This is a genomic window from Micromonospora sp. WMMD967 (assembly GCF_029626165.1).
Taxonomy (GTDB): Bacteria; Actinomycetota; Actinomycetes; order Mycobacteriales; family Micromonosporaceae; genus Micromonospora; species Micromonospora taraxaci.
In genome coordinates, this window is sequence record NZ_JARUBK010000001.1 from 5,690,257 (window position 1) to 5,706,295 (window position 16,039).

General features: G+C 69.8%; 15 protein-coding genes. 7 read left to right on the forward strand and 8 right to left on the reverse strand.

Annotated elements, in window-relative coordinates; genetic code table 11:
- Positions 1-43: 43 nt before the first annotated feature.
- The 4 genes from O7631_RS25640 to O7631_RS25655 form a co-directional block, all read right to left on the reverse strand.
- The gene (locus tag O7631_RS25640; protein WP_278146609.1) at positions 44-1,024 is read right to left on the reverse strand and encodes a LacI family DNA-binding transcriptional regulator; all 981 of its coding nucleotides are present in this window, start codon (positions 1,022-1,024) and stop codon (positions 44-46) included.
- 88 nt (positions 1,025-1,112) lie between these two features.
- Positions 1,113-1,949, reverse strand: a complete 837-nt coding sequence (locus tag O7631_RS25645; protein ID WP_269679482.1) for a carbohydrate ABC transporter permease — start codon at positions 1,947-1,949, stop codon at positions 1,113-1,115.
- On the reverse strand, positions 1,946-2,944 hold the full coding sequence (locus O7631_RS25650) for a sugar ABC transporter permease (RefSeq protein ID WP_088989051.1): 999 nt from the start codon (positions 2,942-2,944) through the stop codon (positions 1,946-1,948). The genes O7631_RS25645 and O7631_RS25650 overlap by 4 nt, the downstream gene beginning before the upstream one ends.
- 51 nt (positions 2,945-2,995) lie before the next feature.
- A complete protein-coding gene (locus O7631_RS25655) occupies positions 2,996-4,291 on the reverse strand; it encodes an extracellular solute-binding protein (RefSeq protein WP_278146611.1) in 1,296 nt (431 codons plus the stop codon).
- Positions 4,292-4,547: 256 nt separating this feature from the next.
- On the opposite strand from O7631_RS25655, the gene O7631_RS25660 reads away from it, so the two are divergent.
- Entirely contained in the window at positions 4,548-6,173 is a 1,626-nt protein-coding gene (locus O7631_RS25660; protein ID WP_278146612.1) for a glycoside hydrolase family 43 protein, read from the forward strand.
- Positions 6,174-6,218: 45 nt separating this feature from the next.
- Here the strand turns inward: O7631_RS25660 and O7631_RS25665 are convergent, their stop codons facing one another.
- Positions 6,219-6,842 (reverse strand): hypothetical protein, encoded by a 624-nt coding sequence (locus tag O7631_RS25665; RefSeq protein ID WP_278146613.1) that lies wholly within the window; start codon positions 6,840-6,842, stop codon positions 6,219-6,221.
- A 283-nt stretch (positions 6,843-7,125) separates the two neighbouring features.
- Between O7631_RS25665 and O7631_RS25670 the strand changes: the two genes are divergently transcribed.
- The 4 genes from O7631_RS25670 (at position 7,126) to O7631_RS25685 (ending at position 10,771) form a co-directional block, all read left to right on the forward strand.
- On the forward strand, positions 7,126-8,328 hold the full coding sequence (locus tag O7631_RS25670; RefSeq protein WP_278146614.1) for a chitosanase: 1,203 nt from the start codon (positions 7,126-7,128) through the stop codon (positions 8,326-8,328).
- 301 nt (positions 8,329-8,629) lie between these two features.
- Positions 8,630-9,022, forward strand: a complete 393-nt coding sequence (locus O7631_RS25675; protein WP_278146615.1) for a MerR family transcriptional regulator — start codon at positions 8,630-8,632, stop codon at positions 9,020-9,022.
- The gene (gene trxA, locus O7631_RS25680) at positions 8,992-9,339 is read left to right on the forward strand and encodes a thioredoxin (RefSeq protein ID WP_145780461.1); all 348 of its coding nucleotides are present in this window, start codon (positions 8,992-8,994) and stop codon (positions 9,337-9,339) included. The genes O7631_RS25675 and trxA overlap by 31 nt, the downstream gene beginning before the upstream one ends.
- A 181-nt stretch (positions 9,340-9,520) precedes the next feature.
- A complete protein-coding gene (locus O7631_RS25685; RefSeq protein WP_278146617.1) occupies positions 9,521-10,771 on the forward strand; it encodes an HNH endonuclease signature motif containing protein in 1,251 nt (416 codons plus the stop codon).
- A gap of 102 nt (positions 10,772-10,873) precedes the next feature.
- Here the strand turns inward: O7631_RS25685 and O7631_RS25690 are convergent, their stop codons facing one another.
- Entirely contained in the window at positions 10,874-11,707 is an 834-nt protein-coding gene (locus O7631_RS25690; protein ID WP_278146618.1) for an alpha/beta hydrolase, read from the reverse strand.
- Between the two features lie 183 nt (positions 11,708-11,890).
- Here O7631_RS25690 and O7631_RS25695 point away from each other — a divergent pair, with 183 nt between their 5' ends.
- A complete protein-coding gene (locus O7631_RS25695) occupies positions 11,891-13,741 on the forward strand; it encodes an ABC transporter ATP-binding protein (protein ID WP_278148023.1) in 1,851 nt (616 codons plus the stop codon).
- Between the two features lie 132 nt (positions 13,742-13,873).
- On the opposite strand, the gene O7631_RS25700 is transcribed toward O7631_RS25695, so the two are convergent.
- Positions 13,874-14,365, reverse strand: coding sequence for a PepSY domain-containing protein (locus O7631_RS25700; protein WP_278146620.1), 492 nt, complete (start codon positions 14,363-14,365; stop codon positions 13,874-13,876).
- A 166-nt stretch (positions 14,366-14,531) separates the two neighbouring features.
- Positions 14,532-15,014, reverse strand: a complete 483-nt coding sequence (locus O7631_RS25705) for a GNAT family N-acetyltransferase (RefSeq protein WP_278146621.1) — start codon at positions 15,012-15,014, stop codon at positions 14,532-14,534.
- 70 nt (positions 15,015-15,084) lie between these two features.
- Here O7631_RS25705 and O7631_RS25710 point away from each other — a divergent pair, with 70 nt between their 5' ends.
- Complete coding sequence (locus tag O7631_RS25710; RefSeq protein ID WP_278146622.1) at positions 15,085-15,966, forward strand: LysR substrate-binding domain-containing protein; 882 nt, start codon at positions 15,085-15,087, stop codon at positions 15,964-15,966.
- Positions 15,967-16,039: the final 73 nt, after the last annotated feature.

The window sequence follows — 16,039 nt, forward strand, 5'->3', positions numbered from 1 at the left end:
CGCCGCACGAACGCGACGTGCCGCGCGGCGCGGCGTGGCGCGGTCAGCGGGGTGGCGCGGCGCTGTCGCGGACGATCAACTCGGTGGCGAGTTCGACCCTTGGGCTCTCGGTCTTCTCGCCGCCGGCGAGGCGCAGGACCGTCCGGGCGGCCAGCATGCCCATCTCGGCGAGGGGTTGGCGGACGGTGGTCAGCGGCGGGGAGCACCACCGGACCTCCGGCAGGTCGTCGAAGCCGACCACGCTGACGTCGTCGGGCACCCGGAGGCCGCGTTTGCGGACCGCCTCGTAGACGCCCAGTGCCATCTGGTCGCTGGAGGCGAAGATGGCGGTGGGTGGGTCGGGCAGGGCCAGCAACTGCGTACCCGCGCTGAAGCCGGACTCGTGGTAGAAGTTGCCCGGTCGGATGAGGGCGTCGTCGATGGGGATGTCGGCGGCGCCGAGCGCGGCCCGGTAGCCGTCCATCCGGGCCCGGCTGCACATCAGGTGCGGCGGGCCGGCGATGAAGCCGATCCGCCGGTGCCCCAGGCTGATCAGGTACTGGTTGGCGCTCAGGCTGCCCGCCCAGTTGGTGGCGCCGATGGTGGGTGATTCCTGCGGGTCCACCCCGGCGGGGTCGATGATGACGACCGGCAGGTGGAGCCGCCGCAGCTCGGCCTGCAACGGCGGGTTCACCATCGACGTCACGAAGATGACGCCCTCGGTGGAGCGCGTCCGCATGTTGTCGAGCCATTGCTTGGCAGAGGAGATGCGCCAGTGGATGGCCGAGACGACGGTGCCGACGCCGCTGGTCTGGCCTACGTCCTCCACCCCGCGGATGATCTCCACGGCCCACGGACTGTCCAGGTCGTTGAAGACCAGGTCGATGAGGGCCGCGTCGGTCCGCCGGGCCGGTGACCGGCGGCGGTACCCGTGCCGGTTGAGCAGCGCCTCGACACGCTCCCGGGTGTCGGGAGCGACGTCGGAGCGACCGTTGATGACTCGGGAGACCGTGGGTACGGAGACACCCGCCAATCGCGCGATCATGGCGATGGTGACGTTTCGGCCGTTCTCCGCGCCCACGGTCCCCCCTCGTCGTACCGGAAGCTTCAGGTCTGCTCGCGGTGCTGCGATGTCATCCCTTGACGCTGCCGGTCAGGCCGCCGATGAGTTGACGCTCGGCCACCGCGTAGAAGCCCAGGGCCGGCAGCATGGACAGCACGACGTAGGCGAGCACCCGTGCGGTGTCGTCGGCGTACTGGCCCTGGAACGCCTGGACCCCGACCGGCAAGGTCCACCAGCTCTGGTCGCTGAAGACGACCAGCGGGAGCATGAAGTTGTTCCAGCTGGTGACGATCGCCAGCACCGAGACGGTGGCCAGGGCGGGGCGCGCCATCGGCAGCAGGACCTTCCAGAAGAACCCGAAGGCGCTGCAGCCGTCGAGGACCGCGGCCTCCTCGACCTCGGCCGGGATGGTCCGGAAGAACTGGCGCAGGATGATGATGGTGATCGGCAGCCCGAAGGCGGCCTGGGGCAGGATGACGCCGAGCGGGTTGTCCAGCAGGCCGACGCTGCGCAACAGCACGAACAGCGGCAGGATGGCCACCGCGAACGGGAACATCAGGCCGATCGCGAACAACGTCACCAGGAACTCTCGCCCCCGGAAGGCGTAGCGAGCGAAGACGAACGCGGCCATCGCCGCCGCGCCGACGACGATGAAGGTGCTGCTCACGGCGATGAGGAGGCTGTTGCCGAGCTGCCGCCAGAACACCCCGTTGCCGAGGATCTCGAAGTAGTTCGGCACCCACGGGTCGGGCCAGCCCAGTGGGTTGGTGGACAACTGGCCGTTGTCCTTGAAACCGCCGAGCACGCCGAAGTACACCGGCACGACGATGAGAACGCCGACGGCGATGCAGACGAGGTGCAGCACGACGCTGCGGGTCCGCTGGGCGCGACTCGCCGTGGCGGTCATCGCTGGCCTCCCTGGGTGGTGATCGCGCCCGCCGTGTCACGACGCAGGACGATGCGTTGGTAGAACAGGGCGAAGACGAGGCTCAGCAGGAACATCACGATGCTGATGGCGCTCGCGTAGCCGACCTCGAAGCGACGGAAGCCGAACTGGTACATCGTGACCGCGAGGGTCTCCGAGGAGTGGATCGGCCCACCGCCGGTGAGCACCCACACCATGTCGAACAGCTGGATGGTGCCGATGACCGACAGGAAGATGCTGATGCGGATCGTCGGGCCGAGCAGGGGCAGGGTGACGTGCCGGAACGCCTGCCAGCCGGTGGCGCCGTCGGTGACCGCCGCCTCGTGCAGTTCCTTCGGGATGCCCTGCCGGGCTGCCAGGAAGAGCATCATGTAGAGGCCGAAGTACTTCCAGGACACCACCAGGAAGACGGCGTACAGCACGGTGTCCGGGTCGGCGAAGACGGTGCCCGCGTCGGCGCCCAGCCACCGGGCGACCCCCTCGCCCAGCCCTCGGTTCGGTGAGAACACCAGGGTGAACAGGACGGCCGTGGTGACCTCGGAGAGCACGTACGGGGCGAAGAAGATCAGCCGATAGACGGCCCGCCCGCGAAGTGGCTGATTGAGGAGCATGGCCAGGGCCAGCGCAACAGGCAGCTGCACGACCAGGGACAGCACCACCAGGATCAGGCCACGCCACAGGTCGCCGCGGAACGTCGGGTCACCGAAGGCACGGGTGTAGTTGTCCAGCCCGATGAAGTTCTCCGGCAGGCCGAAGCCGTTCCACTTGAAGAAGCTGGCGTAGGCGGCCACCACGATGGGGGCGAGGACCAGCAATACGAACAGCGCCAGGGCAGGCGCCAGGAACACGGCGAGGACGCCACCCCGGCCCGGCCGGGGCTGGCGGCCACGCTTACGCGCGGTGCCCGGCCCCGGTGCCGGCGGATCGGTCGCCGTGTCGCCGCGCCTCAGGTCGGACACGGTCGATGGCCTGGTCATTCCTGCTCCACTCGGGTTCTACGGCCGGCTACGGACGGATGACGGGTCACGTCAGGCGGTCTTTGCCACCTGCGTGATGTCCTTGACGATCGCCGCCGGCGACTTCTTGCCGGCGATGATCTCCGCGACGCTGTCGTTGATCTGCTGCCCGAGCGCGGGCGCGTACGCCTGGTCGAGGTAGAGCTGGAAGCCGGTGTTCTTGGACAGGGCCTCCGCGACGGCCTTGTTGTTGGGGTCGCTGATGGCGGAGGTGGCGTCCTTCACCGTGGGCAGCACCGCGCCGGTCTGCGCGGAGCGCTTCTGGTTCTCGACACTGAGCAGGAACTTCAGGAAGTCGATGGTGGCGGCCGGCGCGTCCTTGCCGACGGCGAAGCCGTTGCCACCGCCGAAGACCTCGGTCGCCGCGCCCTTGCCGCCGTCCACGGAGGGGAACGGGAAGAAGCCGAGCTTGTCGCCGAGGCCCTTCTTGCTGGTGGAGCTGGACGCCTGCACCGCCGGTGCCCACTGCCCCATCAGCTCCATGCCGGCGTTGCCGTTGCCCATGGTCGCGGCCTGACCGTCGGGCGAGCCGAACTCCGCGCCGAGGAAGCCCTTCTGGAACGGCTGCAGGTCGACGAGCTCCTTGAGCCGCTCACCGGCGGCGACGAGCTCGGGGGTGTCGAAGTTCTTGCTGTCGACGGCCTTCTGCAGCGCGTCGACACCACCGATGCGCATCGCGAGGTAGGACCAGTAGAAGTGGGCCGGCCACTTGTCCTTGCCGGCCAGGGCGACCGGGGTGATGCCGGCGGCCTTGAGCTTGCGGACCGCGTCGAGCACGCCGTTCCAGGTGGTGGGGGTCTCGGTGATGCCGGCGCGGGTGAAGAGCTCCTTGTTGTACCAGAACCCGACCATGCCGATGTCGAACGGAATGCCGTAGATCTTCCCGTCGATCGTGTACGGCTGCATGGCGGCGGGCAGGATGCCGGCGACCAGGTCCTTCACGTCGTCGGTGAGGTCCTTGACCAGGCCCGCGTCCACCTGCTGCTTCAGCACGCCGCCACCCCACGACTGGAACAGGTCCGGCGGGTCGCCCGCCTGGGTGGCGGTGGTGAGCTTGGCCTTGAACGCCTCGTTCTCCAAGGGCTGGATGGTGAACGTGACGTTGCTGTGCGCGGCCTTGTACTCGTTGGCCATCGCCTGCCAGACCGGGAGCATCGGCTCGGTGTTCTGGATGTGCCACCAGTTGATGGTCTGCGGGGCGTTCGGGTCGCCGGACTTGTCGTCACCGCTACAGGCGCTCAGCAGGTACGCGCCTGCGCCGGCACCGGCGAGGCCGAGCAGCGTTCGGCGAGAAAGGTGCGGGGTCATGATCCATCCCTTCGGGAACTCACGGGGTGCTCGGTTGCCGGCCGGGCCAGCGTGGTGGGAACCTATGGATCTCCGGAACTTTCAAAAAGCTTCGCCGGTATTACCGGTCGATGGCGGGCACGCTACGAGCTGTTTCCGCAACGGTCAAGCCCTCTGTCCTATTGCGAAAAGACCGGCTAGCGTAGGCAGGACTTCCAGCGATCCGGGACCGCAAGTTTCCGGAAGTTCCAGACAGCCCGTCCAGAGGAGCCCCTACGTGTCGACCGACATCGCTAACGTGGCGACCGCTACCCGGTCGATCCGCAACCCCGTCCTCGCCGGATTCCACCCGGATCCGTCGATCCTGCGGGTCGACGACGACTACTACCTGGCTACCTCGACCTTCGAGTGGTATCCGGGCGTGCGTGTGCACCATTCGCGTGATCTCGTGAACTGGCGCACCCTGAGCGGGGTCATCACCGACCGCCGCCTGCTCGACCTGCGTGGCTGCGGTGACTCCAACGGCGTGTGGGCACCCGACCTGACGTACCACGACGGTCTGTTCTACCTGGTCTACAGCGACGTGGCCAGCTTCGCCAGCGGCTACTGGGATCCACAGAACTTCCTGGTCACCGCCGAGGACATCGCCGGCCCCTGGTCGGACCCGGTGAAGCTGCACGGGCGCGGCTTCGACGCGGCGCTGTTCCACGACGAGGACGGCACCAGTTGGCTGCTGAGCATGAGCGCGGACTGGCGACCCGGCCGGGACCGCTTCGGCGGCATCGAGATCCAGCAGTACGACCGGGCCGAGCGTCGGCTGGTCGGCAGCCCGCGCATGCTGTTCACCGGCACCTCGGTCGGCGTCACCGAGGGCCCGCACATCTACCGCCACGACGGGTGGTACTGGCTGATCACCGCAGAGGGCGGCACCAGTTGGGAGCACCAGGTCACCGTGGCGCGGTCCCGGGAGTTGTTCGGGCCGTACGAGGTCGATCCGGACGGGCCGCTGCTCACGTCCGTGGGTCGCCCCGACCTGCGGTTGCAGAAGGCGGGTCACGGCAGCCTGGTTCGTACCCAGACCGACGAGTGGTACCTGGCCCACCTGGTGGGGCGCCCCTACTCCCCGCTGGGCAGTTGTGTGCTCGGTCGGGAGACCGCGATCCAACGGGTCGAATGGCCGTCGGGTGAGTGGCCGAAGATCGCCGGAGGGGTTCCGGCGGACGAGGTCGTCGCACCCGACCTGCCCGCGCACCCGTGGCCGGCGGAGCCCGAGACCGACCACTTCGACGCCCCCGAGCTGGGCCTGTGCTGGTCGACGCTGCGCCGACCGGCCAGCACCGACTGGGTCGACCTGCGCGCCCGCCCGTCGTACCTGCGGATCCACGGCGGGCAGTCTCCGGTCGGGCGGCAGGCTCCGAGCCTGGTCGCGCGACGTGTCGGGGCGATGCACTGCTCGCTGGAGACCGTTGTGGAGTTCGACCCCACCGACCACCGGCAGCTCGCCGGGATCACCGCGTACTACAACACGCTGAACTGGCACCACCTCTACGTGACCCGCGACGACGACGGGCGGACGGTGTTGGAGTTGCTCAGCTCCGACAACGGGAGGCGCACCCCGTACCCGGATCTGACCGTCGACGTCAGCGGCGTCACCCGGGTCGGTCTGCGGGCCGTGTTCGACGGGCCCGTGGTGCGTTTCGACTACGACCTCGGCGACGGTTGGCAGCCGGCCGGCGTCGACCTGGACGCGACCATCCTGTCCGACGAGCACGCCGCGCTGATCATCGACGGTGAGCCGGCGGCGTGGGGCTTCACCGGGTCGTTCCTCGGCCTGTGGGTGCAGGATCTCGGTGGCGACGGCGCGTACGCCGACTTCGACCTGGCCACCTACCGGGAGCAGTGAGCACGCGGACGGCACCCGGCGGGTGCCGTCCGCGTTCCATCGTCGCTACTTGACCTGGGCGGCGACGGCGCGCAGCTGGCCGAGGGTGGTGCGGAAACCGTGGCCCGACGCGGCCGGGTCCTCGGTGACCAGGCCGCTGACGGCCATGGCCTGCGAGCGGGACGCCGCGACCGCGTCGTCGCCGTCCCCGGTCACGTCGAACACGCCGAAGTCTCCGCTGAGCGTGCGGAACGTCGGGGCGGCCGGGTCCTTGGCGAGGTAAAGCACCGCGACCTGGCCCGCTTCGAGCGTGGACATGTGGGCCAGGTCCGGCACGCCTGCCGGCAGGCTGGCGAGCGTGATGCGCGCCCCGGCGTTCACGGACGCCCCGTTCGCCGCGCGCAGCACCTCGTCGACCCGGAAGCCGGCCGGCTCGACCTCACCGCGTACCACCAGGTCCGCGGTCTCGCTGAGCTGCCGCACCGTGCCGTACCCGCGCAGCTTGCCCTGCGCCGGCGGCGGCGGCGCGTCGGTCGGCGCGACAGCGGTCGGCGCGGCGGTGCTGCTCGTGGCGGGCGCGCCGACCGGGTCGGCACCGTCGGTGCCGCCGCAGGCCGACAGCGCCGCCATGGCGAGCACGGCGGCGGCCGTGGCCCGGAGAGGCCGGGTACGGCGGGGGTCGACTGCCATGGAGCACTCCTTGCGTCTCGGTGCCGTCCCAGGTCTGCTCGCTCGGGACGCGGCACTGCTGACGACATCTAACTGTGCGGTCCGGGCATCGAGCTCTCGGGTAGCCGTCGACGAGGTGAACATGCCTCGTCACGGACGGCTGACGTCGATTGACGGCACACCGACGTACTGATATCTGTTAATGAAGTTTCCTGATGCTCGCGGTGTCCGCCGGGGGCCGATGCGCCGCGCCGGGCCATCGACCGGCCGGCGGCGCGCCGCCCCTCCCCCAAGGACCCCCATGGTGCACAGAAGAACAGCCGTCTACCTCGCGGGCACCCTGCTGATCGGCGTCGCCGCCGTCGGCTACGGCATACCGTCGGCGAGCGCCGCCACCGCCGGCCCGATCACCGGCCTCGCCGGCAAGTGCGTCGACGTGGCCGGCGCGAACCCGGCCAACGGCACGGCCGTCCAGCTCTACGACTGCAACGGCAGCGCGGCCCAGACGTGGACCGTGGGCAACACCGACACCTCGATCCGGGCACTCGGCAAGTGCCTCGACGTCACCGCCGCGTCGACCGCCAACGGTGCCAAGATCCAGCTGTACGACTGCAACGGCACCGGCGCGCAGAAGTGGACCGCCAGCAACGGCGCGCTCGTCAACTCCGCCTCCGGCAAGTGCCTCGACGTCACCGACCGGAGCACCGCCAACGGTGCCCGGTTGCAGATCTGGACCTGCGGCGGCACCTCCAACCAGCAGTGGACCCTGCCCGGCGGCGGCAGCACCCCTCCGCCCACCACCCCGGCCGGGACCAACCTCGACGACCCGACGAAGAAGGACGTCGCCATGCAGCTCGTCTCGGCGGCGGAAAACTCCTCCCTCGACTGGCGTGCCCAGTTCTCCTACATCGAGGACATCGGCGACGGACGCGGCTACACCGCCGGCATCATCGGCTTCTGCTCCGGCACCGGCGACATGCTCGAACTGGTGCAGGCGTACACCAACAGCAAGCCCGGCAACGTGCTGGCCGGCTACCTGCCGGCGCTGCGCGCCGTCAACGGCACCCCCTCGCACTCGGGCCTCGACCCGAACTTCCCCCGCGACTGGCGCACGGCGGCCAACGACTCGGTCTTCCGGGCCGCCCAGGAGGCCGAGCGGGACCGCGTCTACTTCAACCCGTCGGTACGCGACGGCAAGAACGACCAGGTCCGGGCACTCGGCCAGTTCGCCTACTACGACGCGGCAGTCATGCACGGGTACGAGGGCATGCGTCAGATCCGCAACCGCGCCCTCGCCCGGGCGAAGCCCCCGGCGCAGGGCGGTGACGAGCGGACCTGGCTCAACGCGTTCCTCGACGAGCGGGTCATCGAGATGAAGAAGGAGGCGGCCCACTCCGACACGTCCCGGGTCGACACGGCGCAGCGGGTGTTCCTCAACAACGGCAACTTCAACCTGAACACGCCGTTGACTTTCGCCGTCTACGGCGACCAGTTCCGCATCGGCTAGAACTCACACGCTCAGGGCGCCGGCAAGCCGGCGCCCTGAGCCGTGCCCGGGGTCGGTCCGTGCCCGGGGTCGGTCCGTGGGCTGGGCGGGCCGGAACGGCCGGGCTGGCTTGGGGCGGCCGGGCTGGCTTGGGGCGGGCCGGGCTGGGGCGGCCGGGCTGGCTTGGGGCGGCCGGGCTGGCTTGGGGGCCGGGCTGGTTTGGGGGCCGGGCTGGCCGGGCGGGCCGAGCGGGGGCGCAGCCTTGCCTTGACGCTGACGACAAGGTTTAGCCTGGTCGCGGCAGGCTGGTCGAGGAGGTCTGATGCTGATCGGCGAGCTGGCGGAACGGGCCGGCACGAGCACCCGGACGCTGCGTTACTACGAAGCCCACGGCTTGGTACACCCGCAGCGTTCGGCGAACGGGTACCGCGTCTACGACGAGGCGGAGCTACGGGTCGTCCAAGAGATCCGGGCGCTGCTCGACGTCGGCTTCGGCCTCGACGACGTCCGTCCGTTCGTCGCCTGCCTGCGGGCGGGCAACGCGTCCGGCGACGTCTGTCCCGATTCCGTGCTGGTGCTGCGACGCAAGCTCGCCGAGGTCGACGACTACCTCGAACGGCTCGGAGCGGTCCGTCAGCAGTTGCACACCCAGCTCACCCACGCCATCGCGCACCGGGAGGAAACATGCCCCAGGAAACGAGCGTCAGCTCCCTGATCACCGTCACCGACGACACGTTCGCCGAGCTGGTGCTGACCAGCGACCGGCCCGTCGTGGTCGACTTCTGGGCGGAGTGGTGCCCGCCCTGCAAGATGATCGAGAAGAGTCTCGTCGAGCTGGCACAGGAGTTCGGCGACCGGATGGTCATCGCCAAGCTCAACTCCGACGACAACCCGCAGGCCACGCGTCGCTACGCGGTCATGTCCCTGCCGACGCTGCTGGTGTTCCGTGGGGGCGAGGTGGTCGGCTCGGTCGTCGGGTCCCGGCCGAAACTCCACCTGCGGCAGAGCCTGACCATGCACGCTGGCCTGTGACCGTCACCCCCGGCCGAGTGGCAATGACGGCGCACCCACCCCACTCTGTCGATCACCGCACCCGCGATTCCGTCGACCACGTCATCGCCTGAACAACACCCCAGGGAACTCTGCTCCCCCGCCTGGCGGCGATCGATCTTGATGACTGAAGTTTGTCGTACATGTGTTCTAGTCTCTGGTCATGGTCGAGGAGTTGGCGCAGGCAGACGACGCGGTCGCTGCCTGCGTCGACGCCGCCGCCTGGTCCCTGCCGGAGCACGACCTGATCGCCGCGCTCGACGCCGCGCACCGCCTTCAGCAACGCCTCGCCGCCGTCACCCTGACCCTGGTCCGCGAGATCGACGGCCGCGGCACCGCCCGCGCCCACGGCGCCTCCACCACCGCCGTGTGGCTACGCGAACGCCTGCGCATGACCGTTCCCGCCGCCCGCCGCCTGGTCGACCTCGCCACCACCCTGGACACCGGCAACCCCGCCATCCGGCACGCGCTGGCCGACGGCGCCGTCACTTTGGAGCAGGCGCGGGTCATCGCCGACACGGCCGCCATGGTGACGGCCTCGGCGGGCATCGAGGTGGCCGACAAGGCGGTCGGCGTCCTCGTCGGGTGGGCGGGGCAGTTCGACCCCACCATGCTGCGTCGCATGGGCACCCGCATCCTCGACCACGTCGCCCCCGACCTCGCCGACGCCGCCGCAGCAGCCGCCCTCGCCGCCGACGACGCCCGCGCCACCCGCGACCGACACCTCACCCTCTCCACGCAAACCGACGGTCGCCTGCGACTCACCGGCATCCTCGACGCCGAGACCGCCGGCCTGCTGCGCGCCGCCATCGACCCACTCACCGCACCCACCGGCCCAGACGACACACGATCGTCCGGGCAACGCCGCCACGACGCCCTCACCGACATCTGCCGACTCGCGCTGCGCACCGGAGACCTTCCCGACAACGGCGGCGACCCCGCCCAGATCGTCGTCACCACCAGCTACGACGCCCTGACCCAGCAACTGGGCTCCGGTGCCCTCGACATCGGCCTCCACCTCACCCCTGACACGGTGCGCCGGCTCGCCTGCGACGCTGCCATCCTGCCCGCCGTCCTCGGCGGCGCCGGCCAGGTCCTCGACGTCGGTCGACAACGCCGACTCCTCACCGGCCCAATGCGACGAGCCCTCGTGCTGCGCGACGGCGGATGCGCGTTCCCCGGCTGCGACCGCCCACCCCGCTGGTGCGCCGCCCACCACATCCACCACTGGGCCGACGGCGGCCCCACCAACCTCACCAACTCCGTCCTGCTCTGCGGCCACCACCACCGACACATCCACCACAGCAAGTGGACAATCCGCCTCGGCGACGACGGCAAACCGGAGTTCGTGCCACCGGCCTGGCTCGACCCCGACCAGCTCCCCCGCCGCAACCACTACCACCGACGAACGTAGGAGGGCGCACGACGACTGGCAGCCTCCCGGGTCGACAGACCGTCCGTCCGGACCAGCGCTGTCGCGGATTTAAGACTTGGTCGGCCGCCCTCATGAACAGGCCTATTGCTTCAGGAAGTCAGTCACCGCTCGACGGAAGTCGTCCGGTTTCTCGACCCACGGGTGGTGGCCCGCTCCGGCGAGGCTCACTCGTCGGCTGTTCACCAACGCGTGGTGCAACGAGTCGACGGCCCAGCGGGGGCGAATGTCCTCGGTGCCGCAGATGATCAGCACGGGCAGTTCCAGCGCCCGACACTGCCGGACCATGTCGGAATTGCGGAGCTCCTGCTTGACTTCCCTGTTGAGGGCCTGGTTGCACTCGCGGTTGGTGCCCATCCATGGCGTGGCCATCCTCTCCGCGTGGTCGAGTGCCGTGCGCTGCTCGGCGAAGTCGGCCGACCACTGGAGGACCGCCTGCTCACGTTCCTCCGCAGGCGTACGGGCGTGGGCGCTGAGGGCCTTCCACCGGTCCAGCTGAGGCCCGAGCCGCAGCCTCAGGTTCCGCTTGTAGTGCGGGTGCCAGCCGTTATCGGGGCCGATGCCGGTCCCGGAGACGTAGATCAGATGGCTGACTCGCTCGGGATGTTCGATGGCGTACCGCAACGCGAGGTGTGCACCCCAGGATTGACCCAGGAGAGCCGTTCGCGGTCCGGCCACCTGGTCTCGTACCGCGTCGAGGTCGGCGACGAAGCGGTCGAGACGGTACGGTCCGCGCCGCTGCGAGCGTCCGCAGCCGCGCTGGTCCCAGCGGATGATACGAGCGTTCTCGTCGAGCAGCCGGGCGACCGGGCCGAGGTAGTCCCACAGGCCTGGGCCGCCGTGACAGAACACCAGCGGCGACCCTGCGCCGGCCTGTTCGACCCACAGGCGGCATCCGTCGTCGCCGCGCACGTCCACGACCGACAGTATGGCGGCTCGGGTGAGGCCGTTTGCCTGCGCGCATCGGTCGGGTCGGAGGTCGGAGCGCATCCCCGCCCGTCGAAATGACTTGACCTCAAGCTCGGGTGAGGTCCTAGCCTCCAATATCGGAGGTAATGCATGAGCATGGAATTTGCCGCGTGGACGTCCCTGCACCACGCGATGAACGCACAGGATGAGCGTCCACTGTCCCGTGCCACATTGAAGCGCATCGCGCAGTTCGCGCGGCCACACCGTCCGCTGATCGTCAGGTTCCTGCTGTTGAGCGTGGTGACGGCTGTCCTCACTGTTGCGGCGCCGATTCTCGCCGGCCGGGTGGTCGACGCGATCGTGGACGGCGCCGACAGCAGCCTCGTGATCCGGCTGGCGGTGCTGATCGCCCTGATCGCGCTCGCCGAGGCCGGCCTGGGTCTGGTGACGCGGTTCCTGTCCGCGAGCATCGGTGAGGGGCTGATCGTGCAGCTCCGGACGGCGGTCTTCGACCACGTCCAACGCATGCCCGTCGCGTTCTTCACCCGGACCCGCACGGGTGCGCTGGTCAGTCGGTTGAACAACGACGTGATCGGTGCGCAGCGGGCCTTCAGCGACACGTTGTCGAGCGTGGTCGGCAACACCGTCACGCTGGTCCTCACGTTGGCCGTGATGCTCACCTTCTCGTGGCAGATCACGGTGCTGGCGCTCGTGCTGCTGCCCATCTTCGTGCTTCCCGCCCGACGCATGGGGTCGAAGCTCGCCCGGTTGCAGCGGGAGGCCGCGGAGCACAACGCGGCCATGAGCACCCGCATGACGGAACGCTTCTCCGCGCCCGGCGCCACGCTGGTCAAGCTGTACGGGCGGCCGACCGAGGAGTCCGCCGAGTTCGCGGCACGGGCCCGACGGGTGCGCGACATCGGCGTGCGTACCGCGATGCTCCAGTGGGTCTTCATCACCGCGCTCACCGTTGTCGGCTCGCTGGCGCTGGCCCTGGTGTACGGGTTGGGCGGCATCTACGCCCTACGGGGCAGCCTCGATGCCGGGACCGTGGTCGCTCTCGCACTGCTCCTGTCGCGCCTGTACGCGCCGTTGACGTCGCTGGCCAGCGCCCGCGTCGAGGTGATGAGCGCTCTGGTGAGCTTCGAGCGGGTGTTCGAGGTCCTGGACCTCAAGCCGCTGATCCTCGACAAGGCCGACGCCCGGCCCATCCCCGAGGGACCGGTCGCTGTGGAGTTCGAGGGCGTACGGTTCGGCTACCCGTCGGCCGACAAGGTGTCGCTGGCGTCCCTGGAGGACGTGGCGAAGCTCGACACGCGCGGCGGCGAGGAAGTGCTGCACGGTGTGTCGTTCCGCGCCGAGGCGGGGCAGATGGTCGCGCTCGTCGGTTCCTCCGGGGCGGGCAAGTCGACCATCGCGCAGCTCGTGCCACGCCTGTACGACGTCGAGGACGGTGCGGTGAAGCTCGCCGACGTCGACGTGCGCGACCTGTCGGCCGAGTCGATCCGTTCGGCGTTGGGTGTGGTGACCCAGGACGGGCACCTCTTCCACGAGAGCATCCGCGCCAACCTGGTGTTCGCTCGCCCGGACGCGACCGAGGACGACATGTGGGACGTGCTGCGGCGGGCCCGGCTCGACGAACTGATCCGCTCGCTCCCGGACGGGCTCGACACCGTCGTCGGCGAACGCGGTTACCGATTGTCGGGCGGTGAGCGGCAGCGGCTCACCATCGCGCGGCTGCTGCTGGCCCGCCCGCGCGTGGTCATCCTCGACGAGGCGACCGCGCATCTCGACTCCACCTCGGAGGCGGCGGTCCAGGACGCTCTCGCCGAAGCCCTGACCGGCCGGACGAGCGTGGTCATCGCGCACCGGCTCTCCACCATCCGGGCGGCAGATCAGATCCTCGTCGTCGAGGACGGGCAGATCGTCGAACGAGGGCGGCACAGCGACCTGCTCGCCGCCGGTGGCCGTTACCAGGAGCTGTACCGCACCCAGTTCGCCCAGGACCAACCGGCCGTCCAGGAGCAACGCGTCGCCGTCTGAGCCAGGGCGGGCGGCACACAGACCAGTCGCCCGCCCTGGGTGAGCCCCAGGGCGGGCGACGGCTTCAGACGACAGGCGGGGATCCGTACCAGGAGCGGCCCCTGCTCAGGTCGGGGATCGATGATGACCAGGTCAGTCGTCGTCGTCCTTGTCGTCGGCGTCGTCGTCCTTGTCGTCGTCGGCGTCGTCGTCATCGTCGTCGACCGGCTCCTGCTCGGCCTTGACCACCGAACCGTTGTCCCGGTCGACGTCCACCTCGTGCTCGGTGTCGCCTGCGACGATCTCGACGCTCCACACCGGTCGGCCGTTCTCCTGTTCGGCCTCGACCTCGACGATCTGACCGCCGCCTGCCTTGGCGAGCGCGATCTCACCGGCGCGCTTCTCGTCGACCGCGCTGCCCGCCGGCGCGCTGCCGGTCGACGGCGTACCGGACGGCGTGCCGGCCGACGGCGAACCGGTGGTCTCCGGCGCGACTGTGACGGTCGGCGGCCCGACGGTCGCCGCGGCGAGCGCGGTGCCGCCGGTGCGCGAGTCGTTCGCGGCGTTGACGCCGAGCGCGACCCCGGCCACCGCCAGCACCGCCGACCCGCCGACCGATGCCAGCAGCAGATTGGTGCGCTTCATCGTGGTGTCCACCTTTCCTCGGTTGTCGACTCCGAGGATCGGTCGGATCGGGATAGCACCGCGCTGTCCGAACGCTAAGGCCGGGTTAAGCCGGGTGGTGCCGAGCCGGGCAACCGAGGACGTCCGCCCGAGCTGAACTCGCAGAGCTTCGCGCGGCAGCGACGAGTCAGAGCGTCATCCGCATGAAAACGTCGGCGCGCTCGTACGGCGGCAGGGGGATCTGTTCCGGGCTGACGTGCTGGAAACCGACATTTTCGTAGAGGTGCACGGCGTTCGCAAGCTTGGTGTTGCTGCCCAGGAACAGGGTGGTCGCGCCGAGCTGGCGGGCGCGCGCGATCGCCGCCTGGATGAGCTGGCGGCCGATGCCGCGGCCGCGGGCCGCAGGGGTGACCGCCATCTTCGACAACTCGAAGACCGCCGCCGAGCTGCGGACTACCGCAGCACAGCCGACGATCTCCCGGCCGTCGCGCACGATCAGCACGTCGCCACCCGTGTCGACGATGGACGTGAACGGGTCGTCGAGCGTCTTGTGGTCGGACTCCTCAAGGGCGGCGAAGAAATGGGAGATCCATTCTTCGTTCAGCGTCCGGAAGGCCGTGGCCTCCTCGGCGGTCGTCATGGACGTCACGGTCAGCGTGCTCGGATTCATGGTTCGATTCTCTGGCCCCCACCAACCGAACGTCCAATATCTTGTTTCGAGCGATTCGTATCCTTGGCGTATGGATCCTGAGCTGCGCCATCTGCGGTACTTCGTCGCCGTCGCCGAGGAGCTGCACTTCGGTCGGGCCGCGGCGCGGCTGCGGATGGCCCAGCCGCCGCTGTCGCAGCAGATCCGCCAGCTCGAGGCGATGATCGGTACGCCGCTGTTCGCCCGTACCTCCCGGTCGGTGGCGCTGACGCCGGCGGGTGAGGCGTACCTGGTCCGATGTCGGCGGGTGCTGGCCGCCGTCGCCGACGACGTGCACGAGGCGGGCCGCATCGGGCGCGGGGAGCAGGGACGCTTCGACATCGGCTTCGTCAGCTCGGCGATTCAGCTCGGGCTGGCCGGGCCGATCCGTCGGTTCCGGGAGCGTCATCCGGCCGTCCACCTACGTCTGCACGAGGCGTTCACGGCGCAGATCATCGACCGGCTGTTGACCGGCGAGATCGATGTCGGCGTGGTCCGGGATCCGGACGACCACGACGAACTGGTCGGCACCACGTTTGCCACCGAGACCTTCGTGGCCGTCCTGCCGGCCGACCACCCGCGCGCGGGAGACCCCACCATCGACGCCGCGCTGCTGCGGGACGACCTGTTCGTCTTCTTCCCCCGGGTGGCCGGCGAACGGGCCTACCAGCGCAACCTCCGACCGTGCCTGGACGCCGGCTACACACCTCGCGTCGTCCAGCTCGCCAGCAGTTGGAACACTCTGGCGCACCTGGTCGCGGCCGGCCTCGGGGTCACGATCGCGCCGGCGAGCATCTCCGCCGTGGTGCCCCCGCCGGTGGCGGTAGTGCCGTTGACCGGCACCGGGGCCACCACGGAGATGCGGATCCTGCGCCGCCGGGATGACGACCGGATCACCTCGACGGGCTTCGGAGCCGCGGGGCAGGCGCCCTGACCTCGACGGCGCGCGACCGGCCTCGACCACACGGCGCAGCCTTTGCGGCACGGAAGCAGCATCTGCGGCACGG

Coding starts and splice junctions, on each gene's coding strand:
- O7631_RS25665 (WP_278146613.1), bottom strand. CDS start 6,842: ATGGCAGTCGACCCCCGCCGTACCCGGCCTCTCCGGGCCACGGCCGCC.
- O7631_RS25675 (WP_278146615.1), top strand. CDS start 8,630: ATGCTGATCGGCGAGCTGGCGGAACGGGCCGGCACGAGCACCCGGACG.
- O7631_RS25655 (WP_278146611.1), bottom strand. CDS start 4,291: ATGACCCCGCACCTTTCTCGCCGAACGCTGCTCGGCCTCGCCGGTGCC.
- O7631_RS25705 (WP_278146621.1), bottom strand. CDS start 15,014: ATGAATCCGAGCACGCTGACCGTGACGTCCATGACGACCGCCGAGGAG.
- O7631_RS25710 (WP_278146622.1), top strand. CDS start 15,085: ATGGATCCTGAGCTGCGCCATCTGCGGTACTTCGTCGCCGTCGCCGAG.
- O7631_RS25645 (WP_269679482.1), bottom strand. CDS start 1,949: ATGACCGCCACGGCGAGTCGCGCCCAGCGGACCCGCAGCGTCGTGCTG.
- O7631_RS25695 (WP_278148023.1), top strand. CDS start 11,891: ATGAACGCACAGGATGAGCGTCCACTGTCCCGTGCCACATTGAAGCGC.
- O7631_RS25685 (WP_278146617.1), top strand. CDS start 9,521: ATGGTCGAGGAGTTGGCGCAGGCAGACGACGCGGTCGCTGCCTGCGTC.
- O7631_RS25640 (WP_278146609.1), bottom strand. CDS start 1,024: ATGATCGCGCGATTGGCGGGTGTCTCCGTACCCACGGTCTCCCGAGTC.
- O7631_RS25700 (WP_278146620.1), bottom strand. CDS start 14,365: ATGAAGCGCACCAATCTGCTGCTGGCATCGGTCGGCGGGTCGGCGGTG.
- trxA (WP_145780461.1), top strand. CDS start 8,992: ATGCCCCAGGAAACGAGCGTCAGCTCCCTGATCACCGTCACCGACGAC.
- O7631_RS25650 (WP_088989051.1), bottom strand. CDS start 2,944: ATGACCAGGCCATCGACCGTGTCCGACCTGAGGCGCGGCGACACGGCG.